Source organism: Novosphingobium sp. Sphag1I (assembly GCF_056279125.1).
The window spans coordinates 261344-277869 of record NZ_JBWBQS010000005.1 but is presented as its reverse complement, the minus strand read 5'-3'; the positions used below and the strand labels follow the sequence as shown (position 1 = coordinate 277869).

The 16526-nt window shown below is 62.3% G+C and carries 17 protein-coding genes; 8 read left to right on the top strand and 9 right to left on the bottom strand.

The window, feature by feature from the left end; translation table 11 throughout:
- Positions 1-4: 4 nt before the first annotated feature.
- Both ACZ9HU_RS08090 and ACZ9HU_RS08085 read left to right on the top strand, forming a co-directional pair.
- Positions 5-544, top strand: a complete 540-nt coding sequence (locus ACZ9HU_RS08090; RefSeq protein ID WP_476104162.1) for a DOMON-like domain-containing protein — start codon at positions 5-7, stop codon at positions 542-544.
- Positions 541-1764: an exo-beta-N-acetylmuramidase NamZ family protein gene (locus ACZ9HU_RS08085; RefSeq protein ID WP_476104161.1), complete on the top strand. Its 1224-nt coding sequence runs from the start codon at positions 541-543 to the stop codon at positions 1762-1764. The genes ACZ9HU_RS08090 and ACZ9HU_RS08085 overlap by 4 nt, the downstream gene beginning before the upstream one ends.
- Here the strand turns inward: ACZ9HU_RS08085 and ACZ9HU_RS08080 are convergent.
- On the bottom strand, positions 1758-2642 hold the full coding sequence (locus tag ACZ9HU_RS08080; protein ID WP_476104160.1) for a DUF817 domain-containing protein: 885 nt from the start codon (positions 2640-2642) through the stop codon (positions 1758-1760). The two genes, ACZ9HU_RS08085 and ACZ9HU_RS08080, sit on opposite strands and share 7 nt — an antisense overlap.
- A gap of 46 nt (positions 2643-2688) precedes the next feature.
- Between ACZ9HU_RS08080 and ACZ9HU_RS08075 the strand changes: the two genes are divergently transcribed.
- A complete protein-coding gene (locus ACZ9HU_RS08075; RefSeq protein WP_476104159.1) occupies positions 2689-3429 on the top strand; it encodes a glutathione S-transferase family protein in 741 nt (246 codons plus the stop codon).
- 59 nt (positions 3430-3488) lie between these two features.
- On the opposite strand, the gene ACZ9HU_RS08070 is transcribed toward ACZ9HU_RS08075, so the two are convergent.
- The 4 genes from ACZ9HU_RS08070 to ACZ9HU_RS08055 all read right to left on the bottom strand — a co-directional run bounded on the left by ACZ9HU_RS08070 (position 3489) and on the right by ACZ9HU_RS08055 (position 8205).
- Entirely contained in the window at positions 3489-3899 is a 411-nt protein-coding gene (locus ACZ9HU_RS08070) for a GFA family protein (RefSeq protein WP_476104158.1), read from the bottom strand.
- A gap of 1 nt (position 3900) precedes the next feature.
- The gene (locus tag ACZ9HU_RS08065) at positions 3901-4977 is read right to left on the bottom strand and encodes an acyltransferase family protein (protein ID WP_476104157.1); all 1077 of its coding nucleotides are present in this window, start codon (positions 4975-4977) and stop codon (positions 3901-3903) included.
- Positions 4977-6974, bottom strand: a complete 1998-nt coding sequence (gene parE, locus ACZ9HU_RS08060) for a DNA topoisomerase IV subunit B (protein ID WP_476104156.1) — start codon at positions 6972-6974, stop codon at positions 4977-4979. The genes ACZ9HU_RS08065 and parE overlap by 1 nt, the downstream gene beginning before the upstream one ends.
- Positions 6975-7053: 79 nt before the next feature.
- On the bottom strand, positions 7054-8205 hold the full coding sequence (locus tag ACZ9HU_RS08055) for a penicillin-binding protein activator (protein ID WP_476104155.1): 1152 nt from the start codon (positions 8203-8205) through the stop codon (positions 7054-7056).
- A 64-nt stretch (positions 8206-8269) separates the two neighbouring features.
- On the opposite strand from ACZ9HU_RS08055, the gene rsmI reads away from it, so the two are divergent.
- From rsmI to ACZ9HU_RS08035, 4 genes are read left to right on the top strand one after another with little or no spacing between them, the layout of a single operon-like run.
- Positions 8270-9097 carry a 16S rRNA (cytidine(1402)-2'-O)-methyltransferase gene (gene rsmI, locus ACZ9HU_RS08050; RefSeq protein ID WP_476104154.1) on the top strand — a complete coding sequence of 276 codons (828 nt, stop codon included), beginning with the start codon at positions 8270-8272 and terminating at the stop codon, positions 9095-9097.
- Positions 9094-9465, top strand: a complete 372-nt coding sequence (locus ACZ9HU_RS08045) for a YraN family protein (RefSeq protein WP_476104153.1) — start codon at positions 9094-9096, stop codon at positions 9463-9465. Before rsmI ends, ACZ9HU_RS08045 begins: the two co-directional genes overlap by 4 nt.
- Positions 9466-9515: 50 nt before the next feature.
- Positions 9516-10517: a glutathione synthase gene (gene gshB, locus ACZ9HU_RS08040; RefSeq protein ID WP_476104152.1), complete on the top strand. Its 1002-nt coding sequence runs from the start codon at positions 9516-9518 to the stop codon at positions 10515-10517.
- Between the two features lie 13 nt (positions 10518-10530).
- Positions 10531-11604: an acyltransferase family protein gene (locus tag ACZ9HU_RS08035; RefSeq protein WP_476104151.1), complete on the top strand. Its 1074-nt coding sequence runs from the start codon at positions 10531-10533 to the stop codon at positions 11602-11604.
- A gap of 12 nt (positions 11605-11616) precedes the next feature.
- On the opposite strand, the gene ACZ9HU_RS08030 is transcribed toward ACZ9HU_RS08035, so the two are convergent.
- Together ACZ9HU_RS08030 and hemW are read right to left on the bottom strand one after the other, a co-directional pair.
- Positions 11617-12537, bottom strand: coding sequence for a tyrosine recombinase XerC (locus ACZ9HU_RS08030; RefSeq protein WP_476104150.1), 921 nt, complete (start codon positions 12535-12537; stop codon positions 11617-11619).
- Positions 12534-13697 (bottom strand): radical SAM family heme chaperone HemW, encoded by a 1164-nt coding sequence (hemW, locus tag ACZ9HU_RS08025; protein ID WP_476104149.1) that lies wholly within the window; start codon positions 13695-13697, stop codon positions 12534-12536. Before hemW ends, ACZ9HU_RS08030 begins: the two co-directional genes overlap by 4 nt.
- 77 nt (positions 13698-13774) lie before the next feature.
- Here hemW and ACZ9HU_RS08020 point away from each other — a divergent pair, with 77 nt between their 5' ends.
- Positions 13775-14287: a CAP domain-containing protein gene (locus ACZ9HU_RS08020; protein WP_476104148.1), complete on the top strand. Its 513-nt coding sequence runs from the start codon at positions 13775-13777 to the stop codon at positions 14285-14287.
- A 736-nt stretch (positions 14288-15023) separates the two neighbouring features.
- Here ACZ9HU_RS08020 and rdgB read toward each other — a convergent pair.
- Complete coding sequence (gene rdgB / locus ACZ9HU_RS08015; RefSeq protein WP_476104147.1) at positions 15024-15644, bottom strand: RdgB/HAM1 family non-canonical purine NTP pyrophosphatase; 621 nt, start codon at positions 15642-15644, stop codon at positions 15024-15026.
- Positions 15645-15714: 70 nt separating this feature from the next.
- Positions 15715-16431, bottom strand: coding sequence for a ribonuclease PH (gene rph / locus ACZ9HU_RS08010; protein ID WP_476104146.1), 717 nt, complete (start codon positions 16429-16431; stop codon positions 15715-15717).
- Positions 16432-16526: the final 95 nt, after the last annotated feature.

Sequence of the window (16526 nt, the reverse complement as noted above, 5' to 3'; positions counted from 1 at the left end):
AGAATTGGATTTGGGAACTTTCTCGCTGATCTGTCATCCGCAAACGCCCGCCGTGGGGGTGAAATCCGTCAGCGTGGATTGGGAAGCGCGCGGGGAGTGGCTGGTGCTGACCTATCGGGTTGGCGGGGCGGGGGGACTGGTGCTGCCCGCGCCCGCGGCGCCGGATCGTCATGACGACCTTTGGAAGGCGACCTGCTTTGAACTCTTTGTGGGATTGGTGGAAAGCACTTATCGCGAGTTCAACTTCTCGCCCTCATCGCGCTGGGCCGCCTATGGTTTTGCCGATTATCGCGAGGGCGGGCATGATTCCGATATGCCCATCGCCCCGATGATCGCCATGACCCGGACGAGCGATGTGGCGGTTTGCGAAGTACGCCTTGCCCGCGCCATTCTGGACGGGGCCGATTGCGCGGGGCTGACGGCGGTGATCGAGGAAACGGGCGGTCACAAATCCTATTGGGCGCTTGCTCATGGGCCGGGGCGGCCCGATTTTCACAAGCGCTCTTGCTTCACGCTCCAGCTTGCGGCAGCGGAGGCACCATGACTGTTCACTTCGGCCTTGATCGCCTGCTCGCTGATCCTTCGCTTCGTGCGCCTCTGGCGGGACGCCGTGTTTCTTTGGTCGCGCATCCTGCGTCGCTGACCGCTGGCCTCACGCATAGTCTGGACGCGCTGGCGGCATGTCCCGACATCAAACTGACCAGCGCCTTTGGCCCCCAGCACGGGCTGAAGGGCGACAAACAGGACAATATGGTCGAGACCGAGGACGAGTTCGACCCCACGCTCGGCATTCCGGTGTTCAGCCTTTATGGTCAGGTGCGCCGCCCGACCCCGGCGATGATGGATACGGCCGATGTGTTTCTGTTCGATCTTCAGGATCTTGGTTGCCGGATCTACACTTTCGTCACCACGTTGCTCTATCTGCTGGAGGCGGCATCGGGCACGGGCAAATCGGTCTGGGTGCTGGACCGGCCCAATCCGGCGGGACGGCCCATCGAAGGGCTGACGCTGATCCCCGGACAGGAGAGTTTTGTCGGCGCGGGGCCGATGCCGATGCGCCACGGCCTGACGCTGGGCGAGATGGGGCGTTGGTTTATCGACCATTACAAGCTGGACGTCGATTACCGCGTCATCACCATGGAGGGCTGGCTGCCTGATGCGCCTGCTCGTGCTGGTTTGGCCGGTTTCGGCTGGCCCGAGGAACGCCTCTGGATCAACCCCAGCCCGAATGCGGCCAGCCTGAACATGGCCCGGGCCTATGCCGGGGCGGTGATGCTGGAGGGCACCAACCTGTCCGAGGGGCGCGGGACGACGCGGCCTCTGGAGGTCTTGTTCGGCGCGCCCGATGTGGATGCCAAGGCTGTTCTGGCCGAAATGCAGGCCTTTGCGCCCCAATGGATGACGGGCTGCGCTCTTCGCGAATGCTGGTTTACGCCTACGTTCCACAAGCATGTCGGCCAATTGTGCAGCGCCTTGATGATCCATGCCGAAGGCGGGTTCTATGACCACGCCCATTTCCGCCCATGGCGATTGCAGGCACTGGCCTTCAAGGCGATCCGGCGGCTTTATCCCGATTATCCGCTGTGGCGCGATTTCCCCTATGAGTATGAGCTGACCCGCCTTGCCATTGATGTGATCAACGGCGGGCCGGGTTTGCGCGAATGGGTGGATGATGCCGGGTCATGCGCGGGCGATCTCGATGCGATCACCACGCCCGATGAATTGCGCTGGGCAGAGGAAATCCGGCCCCATCTGCTTTACTGATCCGTGGGTGGCGCGGCGCGATGCAGCCGCGCCACCAGCACGAATGAAATATACATCAACAGATACCACGCGCCCAATTTCGATGGCCAAACCATCACCCAGCCATGGCGCTGGCCCGGATAGATCCAGGCATTGGCAAAGGTGGCGATATTTTCCGCCAGCCAGATAAAGCCCGCCACCAAAAACCAGCCCAGCAGCAGCGGCATCCATCGATGCACCCGCCAGTTGCGAAAATAGACTCGCGTGCGCCAGAACAGCACACCGATCGCCGCAAACAGCCCCAGCCGAATGTCGGGCAACCAGTGGTGGGCAAAGAAATTCACATAGATCAGCACCGCCACCAGCACGGTCAGCCGACCATCGGGATAATGGCTGAAGCGGAAATCAAAGATGCGCCAGACGCGGGCGATATAGCTGCCCACCGCGGCATACATGAAGCCGGAAAACAAAGGCACATTGCCGATCCGCAGAAAGCCCGCCTCGGGATAGACCCATGATCCTTGCGCGGTTTTGAACAGTTCCATCACCGTACCGACGATGTGAAAGGCGGCGATCACCCACGCCTCCTCGCGGCTTTCCAGCCGCAGCGCCAGCATCGCCACCTGTACCCCCAGCGCGGCCAGTGTCAGCATGTCATAGCGTGCCAGCGCCGCATGCGCCGGATAGAACAGATGGGTGAGCAAAAGCAGGGCCAGCAACAGCCCGCCAAACAGGCAGGCCCAGCCTTGCTTGAACCCAAAGAGCAGGAATTCATAGACCCACGTGCGCCATCCGGGGCGCGGGGCGAATGCTTCGATGCGCGTGCGGATGGCGGCGAAACGGCTGGGGCCGATAGGCTGAATCTGCCGGGTATTTTTCCCACCACTTGTATGCAACACTGACATTCCTTAAGGTCGGCGCAAAGCACAAGAGGATGCCCATACGATGCTCAAACTCTATTCTTTCGGCCCCGCCGCCAATTCGATGAAGCCGCTGCTCACCCTTTATGAAAAGGGCACGCCTTTTGAAGGGCACCGCCTGAACCCGGCCATCTTTGAACATCATCAGGAATGGTTCAAGGCCATCAATCCGCGTGGTCAGGTGCCCGCTCTGGTCGATGGCGACAAGGTGATTACCGAAAGCACGGTGATCTGCGAATATCTGGAGGATGAACATCCCGGTGAGGTAAAGCTGCGCCCCGCCGATTCTTATGGCCGCGCGCAAATGCGGATCTGGACGAAATGGGTCGATGAATATTTCTGCTGGTGCGTTTCGACCATCGGCTGGCACCGCTATGTCGGCAATATGGTCAAGAGCATGAGCGATGAGGCCTTTGAGGAAAAGGTCAAGGCCATCCCCGTCTTTGAACAGCAGGTCAAATGGCGCCGCGCGCGTGAAGGTTTCCCGCAGGATCTGCTCGACGAGGAAATGCGCAAGATCGCCTTTTCGGTCACGCGCCTCAATGACCATCTGGCCGATAATGAATGGCTGGCCGGGGGCATGTTCACGCTGGCTGATATTTGTAATTTCGCCATCGCCAATGGCATGAATTACAGCTTCCCCGAACTGGTCAATCCCAATGACGCGCCGCATCTCTCGCGCTGGATCGCCCAGATCAACGCACGCCCGGCGGTGCAGAAGATGTTTGCCGAAGTCCCGATGGAAAAGCTGCGCCCGCAGGATTGATATCCACGGGCGCCGCTTGCTTGAGGCTGGCGGCGACGCTTCAGGCCGGCGGCGAAGCTTTAGGCCGGCGGCGCCTTGGGGAATTGCGGCAGGGCCGGGTCCATCACCGCCCACGAAGGGGCGCTGGCCGTCCAGATGATGCCGGTGGGCTTGGCAATTTCGGGATTGTCCAGCGCGCCGGCGCGGATGCGATAGGCCACCGGCGGATCGAGCAGCGGCCGCGAGAACACATGGCTGCCGCAGGTGGTGCAAAAGGCGCGCTCGACCGTGTTGCCGCTGTCGGCCACCTTGTGGTGCAGCGTTATCGGCCCCGTCACCGTCACATTTTCCGGCGCGAACAGCGCGTTGACCGTCGCCGATCCACTGGCCAGCCTTTGACAGTCATGGCACCAGCACATGCGTGCGGCGATGGGGTCGCCCTCCAGTTCCAGCTTCACCGCGCCGCACAGGCATTGTCCTGTATGCGTCATCTCAATTCTCCTTGGCAATCCAACGGGCCGTGGCCCAGCGCCGCAAGGGTTCATCCCAAAGCCGCAGCGCCGCCCAACCCAATGCAATCGATCCGGCATAAAGCACCGGCGCCCAGATCATCAGATCATGCGGACGCGGATCAAGTGCCAAATCCCAGTACCAATAGATGAAGGGATAATGGATAATATACAATGGGTAAGACAGGCGGCCCAGCGCCTTGGCGATCTTGCGCGTCCCCGCGCTCATGCGCGAATGCGCGCCCATCAGGATGATGAGCGGGAAGAGCAAGGCGACATAGGCAAATTCAAGCAGCCCATTGGCCCAGCCCGGTTTGCCCCCCGGCACGCCCGCGGCAAACGCCACCGCCATCATGATGGCCAATCCGCCAAAGCTCATCCGCAAAGGCGTCAATCGGTGCAGAATACGCCGCAGCAGAATCCCGAAGATAAAGGGAAACGCCAACCTGGCCTCGGCCATCCACCAATGGCTCCACCCCCAACCGACCGAGAGATTACCATAGGCCACCGCGCCCCATGCCAGCAGTCCGCCCGACGGGATCAGCAGCCATGCCAGAACGCGGGGGCTGAGGCGATGCAGGACCAGCCCATAGGCCACCGAGCCGATATATTCCTGAAACAGCGTCCATGTCGGCCCGTCGAGCGAATGGGTATCCTCCGCCCGGTCCGCCAGTGTGGGATAGGGCAGCAAGACCAGCCCCATTACCACCGCCGTCCAGAACCGTCCATCGACAGGATGAGGGGACTGATGAAAGGGCGCAAACACCCACGCCAGCGCGCCGATCAGTGTCGCCAGCGGCACGATGGGGTGCAGGCGCAAGAAACGCCGCAGCATGAAACCGCCAAAACCCAGCCCCTCGGCCATGCGCCGGTCATAGGCATGGGCGATGACAAAGCCCGAAAGCGCAAAGAAGAAATCCACCGCCAGCGCGCCATGGGGCAGCCAGTTGTCCGCCATCACGCCCTTGGACAGGATCTCGCTGATATGGAACACCAGAACCAGCAACGCGGCCACACCGCGCAACCCGTCCAGCACCTCGAAATGGGCCTTGGTCGCCATTATGCGTCGATCATGTCCGGGTCGATATCGGCGGCGCGGTTTTGGATAAAGTGAAAGCGATGTTCCGGGTTGCGGCCCATCAGGCGGTCGACCAGATCCTTTACCTGCGCCCGGTCCTCATATTCCTGGGGCAGGGTGATGCGCACAAGGCTGCGCTTGGCCGGGTCCATCGTGGTTTCGCGCAATTGCTGGGGGTTCATTTCGCCAAGGCCCTTGAACCGTCCAACTTCGACCTTCTTGCCCTTGAATTTGGTGCGCTCCAACTCCTCGCGATGGGCATCATCACGGGCATAGGCGCTCTCTTTGCCCGCCGTCAGGCGATAGAGCGGCGGCTGGGCCAGATAGAGGTGCCCTTTACGCACCACATCGGGCATTTCCTGAAAGAAGAAGGTCATCAACAGCGTGGCGATATGCGCCCCGTCGACGTCAGCGTCGGTCATGATGATGATGCGATCGTAACGCAACAGGTCCGGGTTGCAATCCTTGCGCATCCCGCAACCCATGGCCAGCGCCAGATCGGCGATTTCCTGATTGCCGCGGATCTTGTCCATGCTGGCGCTGGCCACGTTCAGGATTTTGCCGCGAATGGGCAGGATGGCCTGCGTTTTGCGGTCGCGGGCCTGTTTCGCGCTGCCGCCTGCCGAATCGCCTTCGACGATGAAGAGTTCGGTTTCGCCTTCGCCTTCGCCGCTGCAATCGGTCAACTTGCCGGGCAGGCGCAGCTTGCGCGCATTGGTGGCGGTCTTGCGCTTGACCTCGCGCTCGGCCTTGCGGCGCAAACGCTCGTCCATCCGCTCCATCACATGGCCCAGCAACGCTTTGCCGCGATCCATATTGTCGGTCAGGAAATGGTCGAAATGGTCGCGGATGGCGTTTTCCACCATGCGCGCCGCCTCGGGGCTGGTCAGACGGTCCTTGGTCTGGCTCTGAAACTGCGGGTCGCGGATAAAGACAGATAGCATCGCCTCACAGCCTACGACCACGTCTTCAGGCGCAATGTCCTTGGCCTTTTTATTGCCCACCAATTCGCCAAAGGCGCGAATGCCCTTGGTCAGCGCCGCGCGCATGCCCTGTTCATGAGTGCCGCCGTCGGGCGTGGGGATGGTGTTGCAGTAATAGGAATAGGCGCCTTCGGACCACAGCGGCCATGCAATCGCCCATTCGACGCGGCCATTCATGTCGCCGGGGAAATCCTGCGTCCCCGAAAAGGGCGCGGCGGTCACGCATTCGCGCGTGGCGATCTGTTCGGCCAGATGATCGGCCAAACCGCCGGGAAACTGGAACGTCGCCTCGGCGGGCACATCTTCGCTGGCCAGAGATGGCGCGCATTTCCAGCGGATTTCCACGCCCGCAAACAAATAGGCCTTGGACCGCACCAGCTTGAACAGGCGCGCAGGCTTGAAGCGCGCATCGGCGCCAAAGATTTCCGGGTCGGGCGTGAATTGCACCGACGTACCGCGCCGGTTGGGCGCCGCGCCGATCTTTTGAATGGGGCCAAGCGTGACGCCTTTGGAAAATTCCTGTGCGAACAATTCCTTGTTCCGCGCAACCTCAACGCGGGTCAGCGTGGAAAGCGCGTTGACCACGCTGATCCCCACGCCGTGCAGGCCGCCGCTGGTGGCATAGGCCTTGCCCGAAAACTTGCCGCCCGAATGCAGCGTCGAGAGGATAACCTCCAGCGCGCTCTTGCCGGGAAACTTGGGGTGTTCGTCCACCGGGATGCCGCGACCATTATCGACGATGGTGACGCGGCCCGCGCTGCCGGGGGCTTCCTCAAGATACACCTCGATCCGGTTGGCATGGCCCGCGACGGCTTCGTCCATCGCATTGTCCAACACTTCGGCAACAAGGTGGTGCAGCGCGCGTTCGTCGGTGCCGCCAATATACATGCCCGGTCGGCGGCGCACAGGCTCAAGCCCTTCGAGCACCTCGATCGCCGAGCCGTCATAAGCCTCGCCCGTGGGGCCGCGTGGGGTTTCAAACAGATCGTCCGACATGGACGACAGCCTAGACCGCGCCGACGCCTGAAAGCAAGCGCCGGGGACCGTTAAATCCCCGGTTCAGATATACGCTGAATCAGTTATCGAATTTGACCGGCGCGGGGTTGATGACATTGACCGCGCCGCCGCGCGCCTCACGCACTTCCAATGCGCGCTCGATGACCTGATTGGTGTTGAACCGGAAAATGCCGTCAAGGCCGAGGAAACCGCCCCGGTCCAGCATATGCGCCGTCGGGAATGGCGTGCCCGGTGCCCAGTCGCGCGCGATGCGCAAGGTCAAAAGCACGCTGTCATAGCCCAGCGTCGCGGCGCGATAGGGCGCCTGATTAAAGCGCGCCTTATAGCTTTCGGTAAAGCGGCCAAAGCGTTGATCCGAAAGCGCGGCAAACCATGCGCCGTTCAACGCCGGGGTACGCGCGACAATGGCTTCGCCCGCCCACAATTCATTGCCCAGAATGCGCAGATTGGGCGCGGCGACTTTCAGCAAAGGGGCCGCCTGCGCCGCCATGGCCGCCGTGTCGCCGATCACCACGGCATCGAATATCCCGCGCCCCTTCAACCGGCGCACCGCCGCCGTCAGCGAACCCTTGGTCCGGTCATAGCTTTCCATGCCCACCAGCGTGCCCCCGGCGGCGCGCACGGCGGCAATCGTCGCACTGCCCGCGCGCTCGCCATAATTGCCCAAAGGCATCAGCGCGGCAAAGCGCGTGACGCCTTGCCCGCGTGCATATTTGACGACGCGCGAAATGGACTGGGCCGGGATGGTGCCCATGACAAAGACGTCATTGCCCGCAACGCCCGCATCGCCCGTATAGGAAATCACCGGCACATGGCCCGCCCGCGCCGTTTGCGCCACGGCCAGAGCATCCTCGCCCAGCATAGGCCCCAAAATCAGACGGTTGCCATCGGCCAGCGCCTTTGCCGCCGCCGCCGGCGCGCCCAGCGAAGTGTCGTAGGTGGTGATACGGATCTTGGTCGCATTGGTGTCCAGCAAGGCCATGGTCGTGGCATTTTCCATCGCCTGACCCAAGGCGCTGCCGGGACCCGACAAGGGCACCAGCAGGGCGATGCGATGGCGCCCTTCGTCCGTGGGCAGGTGAGCCGTGGGGGGCGGGGGCACATTGGGGCTTTCCAGCGGCGCCTTGGGCACGACCGCGCAGGCCGAAAGCAGCGCGGTTGCGCCCAAAACCAATCCCTTGCGCCAAAGCGTGCGGTTTACGGGGGCCATCGGCTGTTCCACTTCCTGTTTGTCCTGTTGGCTTGCCCCGGTCCGCCCTCTATGAAGCTGACCTATGGAACAAAATCTCTCTCCCGGCCTGTATATTGTCGCCACGCCAATTGGCAATCTCCGCGACATCACTCTGCGTGCGATCGAGACATTGCGAGGCGTGGCGGCGGTGGCCTGTGAAGATACGCGGGTTACCGGCAAATTGTTGCAGCATCTGGACATCAAACAGCGGTTGATCCGGTATGATGACCATGCCGACGAACGCTCTCGTGAAGGCTTGCTTTCGATGATGGCGGATCAGGCCGTGGCGCTGGTGTCGGATGCGGGGACGCCGCTGGTGTCCGATCCGGGCTATCGTCTGGTGCGCGAATGTCGGGAAAGGGGGATTGCGGTCACGTCCTTGCCCGGACCCAGTGCGGCGATTGTCGGGATTACCCTGTCGGGCTTGCCTTCGGATAAATTCCTGTTTGCCGGGTTTTTGCCGTCCAAGGAAAAGGCGCGTGAACATGCGCTGGCCGAATTGGCGGTCGTGCCTTCGACTTTGGTGTTTTACGAAACCTCGCCGCGCCTGACCGATGCTTTGGCCGCGATTGCCAAGGTTTTGCCCCGGCGCGAAGTGGCGGTGGCGCGCGAATTGACCAAGATGTTCGAGGAATGCCGGAGCGGCACGCCCGATGAACTGATCGAATATTACACCGCCAATCCGCCGCGTGGGGAAATCGTTCTGATGGTCGGCCCGCCTGTCGCAGAGGCCGCCAGTATGGAGGATGCCGAAAGGTTGCTGCGCGCCGAATTGCGGGATTTGAAACCCAGTCAGGCCGCCGCCGCCGTCGCCAAGGCGACCGGGCTGGACCGAAAGGCGCTTTACGCTCTGGCGCTCACTCTGAAATGAACTGGAGGCGCGAGGCCGACCGCATGACCGCCGAGGCGCGCGGTCGTCATGGCGAGGATCTGGCCTGCGGCTGGCTGCGCGAACATGGGTTTGAAATTCTGGCCCAGCGGGTCAAAACCCCGCGCGGCGAGGTGGACATTATTGCCCGCCAGCCGCGCCTTGTCGTATTTGTCGAGGTCAAATGGCGCGCCCGCGAGGCCGATCTCGATTTCGCCATCGATCAGCGCCGCCTGACCCGCGTGGCGCGGGCGGCCGAATTGCTCGCTCCGGGCTACATGAAAGCTGGGGATGACATGCGGGTAGATATTCTGTTGCTTGCGCCCGGCGCGATGGTGCGCCACATCCCCAACGCATGGATGCCGATCTGATCGGTGTCATTCGGTCTGCCGCCCTCCGGCGGCGCTTGAGGTTTTTGCTGATGTCCCTTCGTATTGCTGTCCAGATGGACCCGTTGCACTCGATCAATGTTGCGGGCGATTCCACCTTTGCCCTGATGCTGTCCGCACAGGCGCGGGGGCATACGCTGTGGTATTACGATGTCGGCACGCTGGCGTGGGAATCGACGGCGGACGGAAAGGGGCGCGTCTCGGCATGGGCCGCGCCGGTGACGGTCCGGCGTCCGGAGGCGGGCGAATCGCATTTCACGCTGGGCGACTTTGCCAATATCGACCTTGGCGCCGACATTGACGTGGTGCTGATGCGTCAGGATCCGCCCTTCGACCTTGGCTATATCACCGGCGCGCATATCCTTGAAAAGCTGAAAGGCACGACGCTGGTCGTCAATGACCCGGAACAGGTGCGCAATGCGCCCGAAAAGGTCTTCGTGCTGGATTACGCGCAATTCATGCCACCGACGCTGGTGGCGCGCCGGATTGAGGATGTGCGCGATTTCCAAAAGCGGATGGTGGAACGCGGTTTCGGCGGCGATCTGGTCATCAAGCCTCTGCACGGCAATGGCGGTAAGGCGGTGTTCCGCGTGCCCGCCAGCGGCGACAATCTGGGCGCCTTGATCGAGGTCTTCACCCAGATGTGGAAGGAGCCCTTCATGGTGCAGCCCTTCCTGCCCGACGTGTCCAAGGGAGATAAGCGCATCGTTCTGGTCGATGGCGAGGTGGCCGGCGCGATCAACCGCAAGCCAGGCGAGGGCGAGTTCCGCTCCAACCTTGCCGTGGGCGGCAGCGCCGAGGCGACCGATCTGACCGAGCGTGAGGCGGAAATCTGCCGCGTGCTTGGCCCGGAACTGCGCGCACGCGGGTTGGTGTTTGTCGGCATCGATGTGATCGGCGGGCAATGGCTGACCGAAATCAACGTGACTTCGCCTACCGGGATTGTCGCCATCGACCGCTTCAACAATAGCGACACCGGCGCGCTGATCTGGGCGGCGATCGAGCGTCGCCATGCGGAGATGACAGCCGCCTGATGCCCCAAGACGCATGAAACGTCTCGACCAACTGACAGCGCTGCGGTTTTTCGCGGCGCTGGCGGTGCTGGCCTCGCATTTATGGCCGCTGGCCGAATATCCCAATGCGTTGCAACCGCTCGCGCAAACCCTCTTTCACGAGGGGTACGCGGGCGTGTCCTTCTTCTTCATGCTCTCGGGCTATATCCTTGCCCATACCTATCAGCGTCGGCTGGCAGAGCGGCGGATTGGGCTGAGGCATTATCTGGTGCTGCGGCTTGCGCGCATCCTGCCGCTGCATTGGCTGGTGGGCGTACCGCTGGCGGTGATGGCGCTGGGGCAGGAGGGATGGTCCAAGGTGGCGGTCAATCTGCTGCTGCTTCAGGCTTGGGTGCCCCGTGCCGATTGGTATTTCACCATCAATGAACCGAGCTGGAGCCTGTCGGACGAGGCGTTTTTCTATGCCTGTTTTGCAGGTCTGGCTTTGTTGTCGGTGCGGCGGTTGGGGTTGCTGGCGGCGGGGTTGCTGGCGGTCAATATGGGCGTGGTTCTGTGGCGGATTATATCGGGCCATGGCGCGGTCATTGTGGGCGAGGAGCCGACCCTGACCCATTGGCTGACCTATATCAGCCCGGTGACGCGGTTGCTCGATTTTATGGTGGGGATGCTGATCTATCGCCTGCCCAAACGTGGCGGGACGACGGTGGAATGGCTGGCGCTGGCTTTGTTGCTGGGCGCGATGGTGGCCTATCCGTTGCTGGGCGTGCCCGATGTGTGGCGGATGCAACTGGCTTATCTTCCGCTGATGGCGCTGTTCATCTGGGCCTTTGGCGCGGGGGGCGGGGCTTTGTCGGGCTGGCTGTCCCGGCAAGGCTGGCTGGTGCTCTTGGGTGATGCTTCTTTTGCGCTTTATCTGGTTCATCTGCCGGTGGTGCATGGCGGATTGGCGGTACAGGATTGGCTGGGTGATGGCGCGATGCCATGGGTGCCATGGGCGGGGGTGGTCAGCCTTGTCGCAATCGCTCTGTCGGTGGCCGTCTATCGCTGGGTCGAGGTGCCGGTGATCGGCTGGCTGCGTCCGCGGATCGACCGATTGTTCGCGCGTTAATCCTCGGCCCGTTTAATCTTCGGCTCTGGGATGCGCGTTGCGATAGGCGTCCAGCAGCACCGCCGCATCCACCCTGGTATAGACCTGCGTCGATGACAGGCTGGCGTGACCCAGCAATTCCTGAATCGAGCGCAAATCTGCGCCTGCGCCCAACAGGTGCGTGGCAAAGGAATGACGCAGCGCATGGGGCGTTGCCGTATCGGGCAGGCCCAGCATGCCGCGTGCATGGGCCACCGCTTTCTGGACGGCGGACTGATAGAGGGGGGCGCCTTTTCCTGTGCGAAACAGCGCCTTGTTTCGTTCGACCGGATAGGGGCAGGCTTGGAGATAGGTCGCAATCGCCTCGCGCACGGCGGGCAGGATGGCGATCACGCGCTGCTTGTTGCGCTTGCCGGTGACGGTCAGCCGGTCGCCCATCGGCCAGTCCGCCCCGGTCAGCGACAATGCCTCAGCAATGCGCAATCCCGCGCCATAAAGCAGCAGCAGCACCGCCCGGTCGCGCAACCCCTGCCAATCCTCACGCGCATTGACCGCGACCAGATCGGCCAGATCAGTCGCCTCATCGGGCGTGATCGGGCGGGGGATGCCACGTTTGATCCGGGGGCCACGCAGGCGGGGAGGGGCGGGTTTGACCAATCCGGCCTTTTCACGCGCAAAGCTCAGGAAGCTGCGCGCCGCCGACAATTCGCGCGCGACCGAGATATTGGCGATCCCATCCTCGCGTCTTTGGGCCAGAAAATGCCGCAATCCGCCCGGTTCGATCCGGGCCAGCGCGGCCCAGTCGTAAGCCTCCAGCGCATCCATCAACCGCCCCGCCGTCGCCATATAGGCGCGCACGGTATGCGGACTGCGCCGCCTTGCATCGGTCAGATGCGCGTGCCACGCCGCCAGAACATCGGCGCGGGCCGTCAGAAATGCGGCGGCTTCATTCATCCGCCAAGCCCGTCGGGCGTAACCTCGGCGATCAGCGCGTTGAGGACCAGCATCCCCGCCTCGCTCGCGCCGACACGGGGGCCATCCTGCCACATCAAGCCTTGGCGGATGAACAGCGCCAACTTGTCCGCATCAATCAGATCATCCTGCGCCAGACCCAGCCGCGTCGAGAGCGCCGACACATCCAGCCCTTCGGCAAGGCGCAGGCCCATCAGCACCGCCTCGGCCCCTTGTTCGGAGATGGTCAGCAGGCGTTCTTCCTGAATACCATCGCTGCGCCGCTCAATGGCGGAAAGCCAGTTTTCGGGCTTTTTGTGGCGCGTCGTGGCAAATTGGTGGCCATCATGACCGCCGCGTCGCCCATGTGCCCCCGGCCCGATCCCGGCATAATCGCGGTATCGCCAATAGGTCAGGTTGTGTCGGCTTTCCTGCCCCGGCCTAGCATGGTTGGACACTTCATAGGCGGGCATGCCGGCGGCGGCGGTGATCGCGCGGGTCATGGCGAACAGGTCGGCGGCCGGGTCATCCTCCAGCGGGGCAAAGGCGCCCTCGCGCACCAGCGTGGCAAAGCGCGTCCCTTCCTCGATCGTCAATTGATAGAGCGAGAGGTGATCGGTGCCCAAGGACAGGGCGCGGTTGAGTTCGGCCTCCCAGTCTTCCGCCGTTTGATCGGGGCGGGCATAGATGAGGTCGAAGCTGACGCGGTCGAAATGGTTTTGCGCGACATTTAACGCGGCCAAAGCCTCGTCCACGCCATGCAGGCGGCCCAGAAAGCGCAAGGCATCATCGTCCAGCGCCTGAACCCCCAGCGACACGCGGTTGACCCCGGCACTGGCCAGAGCGGCGAAATTGGCGGCCTCGACGCTCGACGGATTGGCCTCCAGCGTGATCTCGATCCCGGGTGCAAAACCCCACAGATTTTCCGCCTCGGCCAGAAGCGCGGCTACAAGGGCAGGGGGCATCAGGCTGGGCGTGCCGCCGCCAAAGAAGATGCTCTCCAATGCCTCGCCGCCCGCCATTTCCGCCTCGCGGCGCAGGTCGGTCAGGAGCGAACGTTGCCACAAATCATGGTCAACCCCGTCACGCACGTGGCTGTTAAAGTCGCAATAGGGGCATTTCTTGAGACAGAAGGGCCAGTGGATATAAAGTGCGCGCGCCATGCTTTCTTCACGCGGGTTTAAGGCTTGGATGTCAAGCCTTGCCCACTATGCGCTATGCTTTTGTCCTCTGTTGCCTGTTGTCGACGCCGGTTGCGGCGCAGCCCACTATTACGCCCGTGGCGCTTTATGGGCCGGTCAATCCGGTGATGCCGCCTGCCATCGCGGCCCGCGCTCTGGCCGCGCATAATCGTGAGCGGGGCAAGTATGGCGAGGCTCCCTTGGTTTGGGATGAAGCTTTGGCGCGTGGCGCACTCGATTGGGCGCAGGAACTGGCGCGCACCGGCAAGTTCGACCACGCCCCGGCGGCAAGGCGCAAGAGGGCGGGCGAAAACCTGTTCATGGGCACTGCGGGCGCCTTTTCCATCGACGCCATGATCGGCCAGTTCATCGCCGAGCGCGAAGACTTTCAGCCCGGCACATTCCCCTATGTCACCCGCGACGGCAATTGGCACAATGTCGCCCATTACACCCAGATCGTTTGGCGAGGCACGCGACGGGTGGGTTGCGCCATCGCGCGGGCGCGGCGTGATGACGTGCTGGTGTGTCGCTATTGGCCTGCGGGGAATATCTTTGGACAGAGGGTGCCGTAAGGTTTTGAGAGTCGATGCCTCCGGCGGGCAAAGGGCGGGGGCCCTTTGCAATGTTGCCCATCAGTGACCGAGACGTCGTCCATCTGAGTGGGGCGGTGCAGGAACGTTGCTTGGACGAGCCATTTCTCCAAGCTCGTACCCCCAGATGCAAGGACGCTGTCTGTCACACTGATATGCCGAACTTACAATCTGCGATGCATTGATAAAGGTGCTGCAAGCCAACCCAGGTTCCGACAGAAGGAAGATTGGCAGTGGTGCGCTCAATTCTTGTCTAATGCGTCGCAAATGGTTTCGCATCTTGCCTTCATTAACTTCTACCCGACGCATCAGGATATAGGACCGATTGCGGACCGCGATTGGAATGTAATAACCGGGTTCTGGCACGGGAAAGCGGGCGTTATGCCAATTTACTGGTTTTTCACAATGTGCAGGGGCCATAGTGTTGCTCGCGGCATGCCCTGCCGATGCTGATGAGCTTAATGATAACGCCGTGGACAAGGCTGTCAAAATAAGGCTGAGGCGCGACATGTTCATCGATTGCCGTAACAAAGGCCGAATAGCAAATATTCGCTCTCCCTACATTCCGGCCATTCCCCGCCGCGCAGCGGCTATCAAAACCTTATACGCCGCCCCCAAACACCACGCCGCGTTCAACCCGCAACGCATACAGTACCGGGATTGCAAAGGGCCCCCGCCCTTTGCCCGCCGGAGGCATTCTTAACCCCGAAGAAAAACCTCACCCAAACTGATCGGCCACCAATTTGCGGAAAGCATCCGCACGGTGGCTGATTTTGGCTTTGTCGGCGGGGGGGATTTCGGCAAAGGTTTGCTGGTACCCACGTGGGATGAATACGGGGTCGAAGCCAAAGCCAAGGCGCCCGCGCGGGGGCCATGTCATCGTGCCGTCGACGCGGCCTTCGTAAACGGCGTCGACCCCATCGGGCCATGCCAAGGCAAGGACGCAGGCAAAATGCGCGGCGCGGCCAACGTCGGGGCCGTGTTCGCACAAAAGCCCTTCGACCTTACCCATGGCCATAAACCAGTCGCGGCCTTCGGGGCCTTCGTACCAGTGGCGCTCGGCCCAGTCGGCGGTATAGACGCCGGGCCTGCCGCCCAGCGCCTGTACACAGAGGCCCGAATCATCGGCCAGCGCGGGAAGGCCGCTTTCCACCGCCGCAAAACGCGCCTTGATCAGCGCGTTTTCGATAAAGGTCGTGCCAACTTCCTCCGGTTCCTGAAGCCCGAGTTCGCCCGCCGACACGCATTCCAGCCCATAGGGGGCCAACATGCGCTGCATCTCGGCCAATTTGCCCAAATTATGCGTGGCGATCACGATCTTGCCGGAAAGTCTGCTCATTGGCCCTGTCCTTAGGCGGATATTTCTCCATAGAACGGCAGGTTCCATGGTTAATTAAGCGGCGTTAGGTTTAAGCCCCTACAGCCTTGTCCTGTGCGGCAAAGATGCGGTCGCAACCGATGCGGGCCAGACGCAGCAGGCGCAGCAGGCCTTCCTCGTCATAGGTCGCGCCTTCGGCGGTGGCCTGCGCTTCGGCGATATGGCCGCCTTCGATCAGGACGAAATTGGCGTCGGCGTCCGCGCCAGAATCCTCAATGTAATCAAGGTCGAGCACCGGCGTGCCATTGACGATGCCGCAGGATACGGCGGCCACCTTGCGCGGCAGCGGATCTTCGGTGATCAGGCCCTTGGCCATCAGTCCGTTGATCGCCAGACGCAGCGCAATCCAAGCGCCCGAAATCGAGGCCGTGCGGGTGCCGCCGTCGGCCTGAATGACGTCGCAATCCAGCGTAATCTGACGTTCGCCCAGCTTTTTCAGATCGGTGACAGCGCGCAAGGAACGGCCGATAAGGCGCTGAATTTCCTGCGTGCGGCCCGACTGCTTGCCCTTGGCGGCTTCGCGGCTGCCGCGGGTGTGGGTGGCGCGGGGCAGCATCGAATATTCGGCCGTCACCCAACCTTCGCCCTTGCCGCGCAGGAACGGCGGCACGCGCTCTTCCACGCTGGCGGTGACCAGAACCTTGGTGTCGCCAAAGCATACCAGCACGCTGCCTTCGGCATGTTTGGTGAAATTGGTGACGATTTCGATGGCGCGCATTTCATCGGGCGCGCGACCAGAAGGACGCATGGGGAGCCTTTCAATTAAACGTGTCGCGGCCCTAACGGTTTGCGCGGGGCGGGGCAAGGATTTGACGACGTGGCCCTTGATTTGCAAAGGCGTGC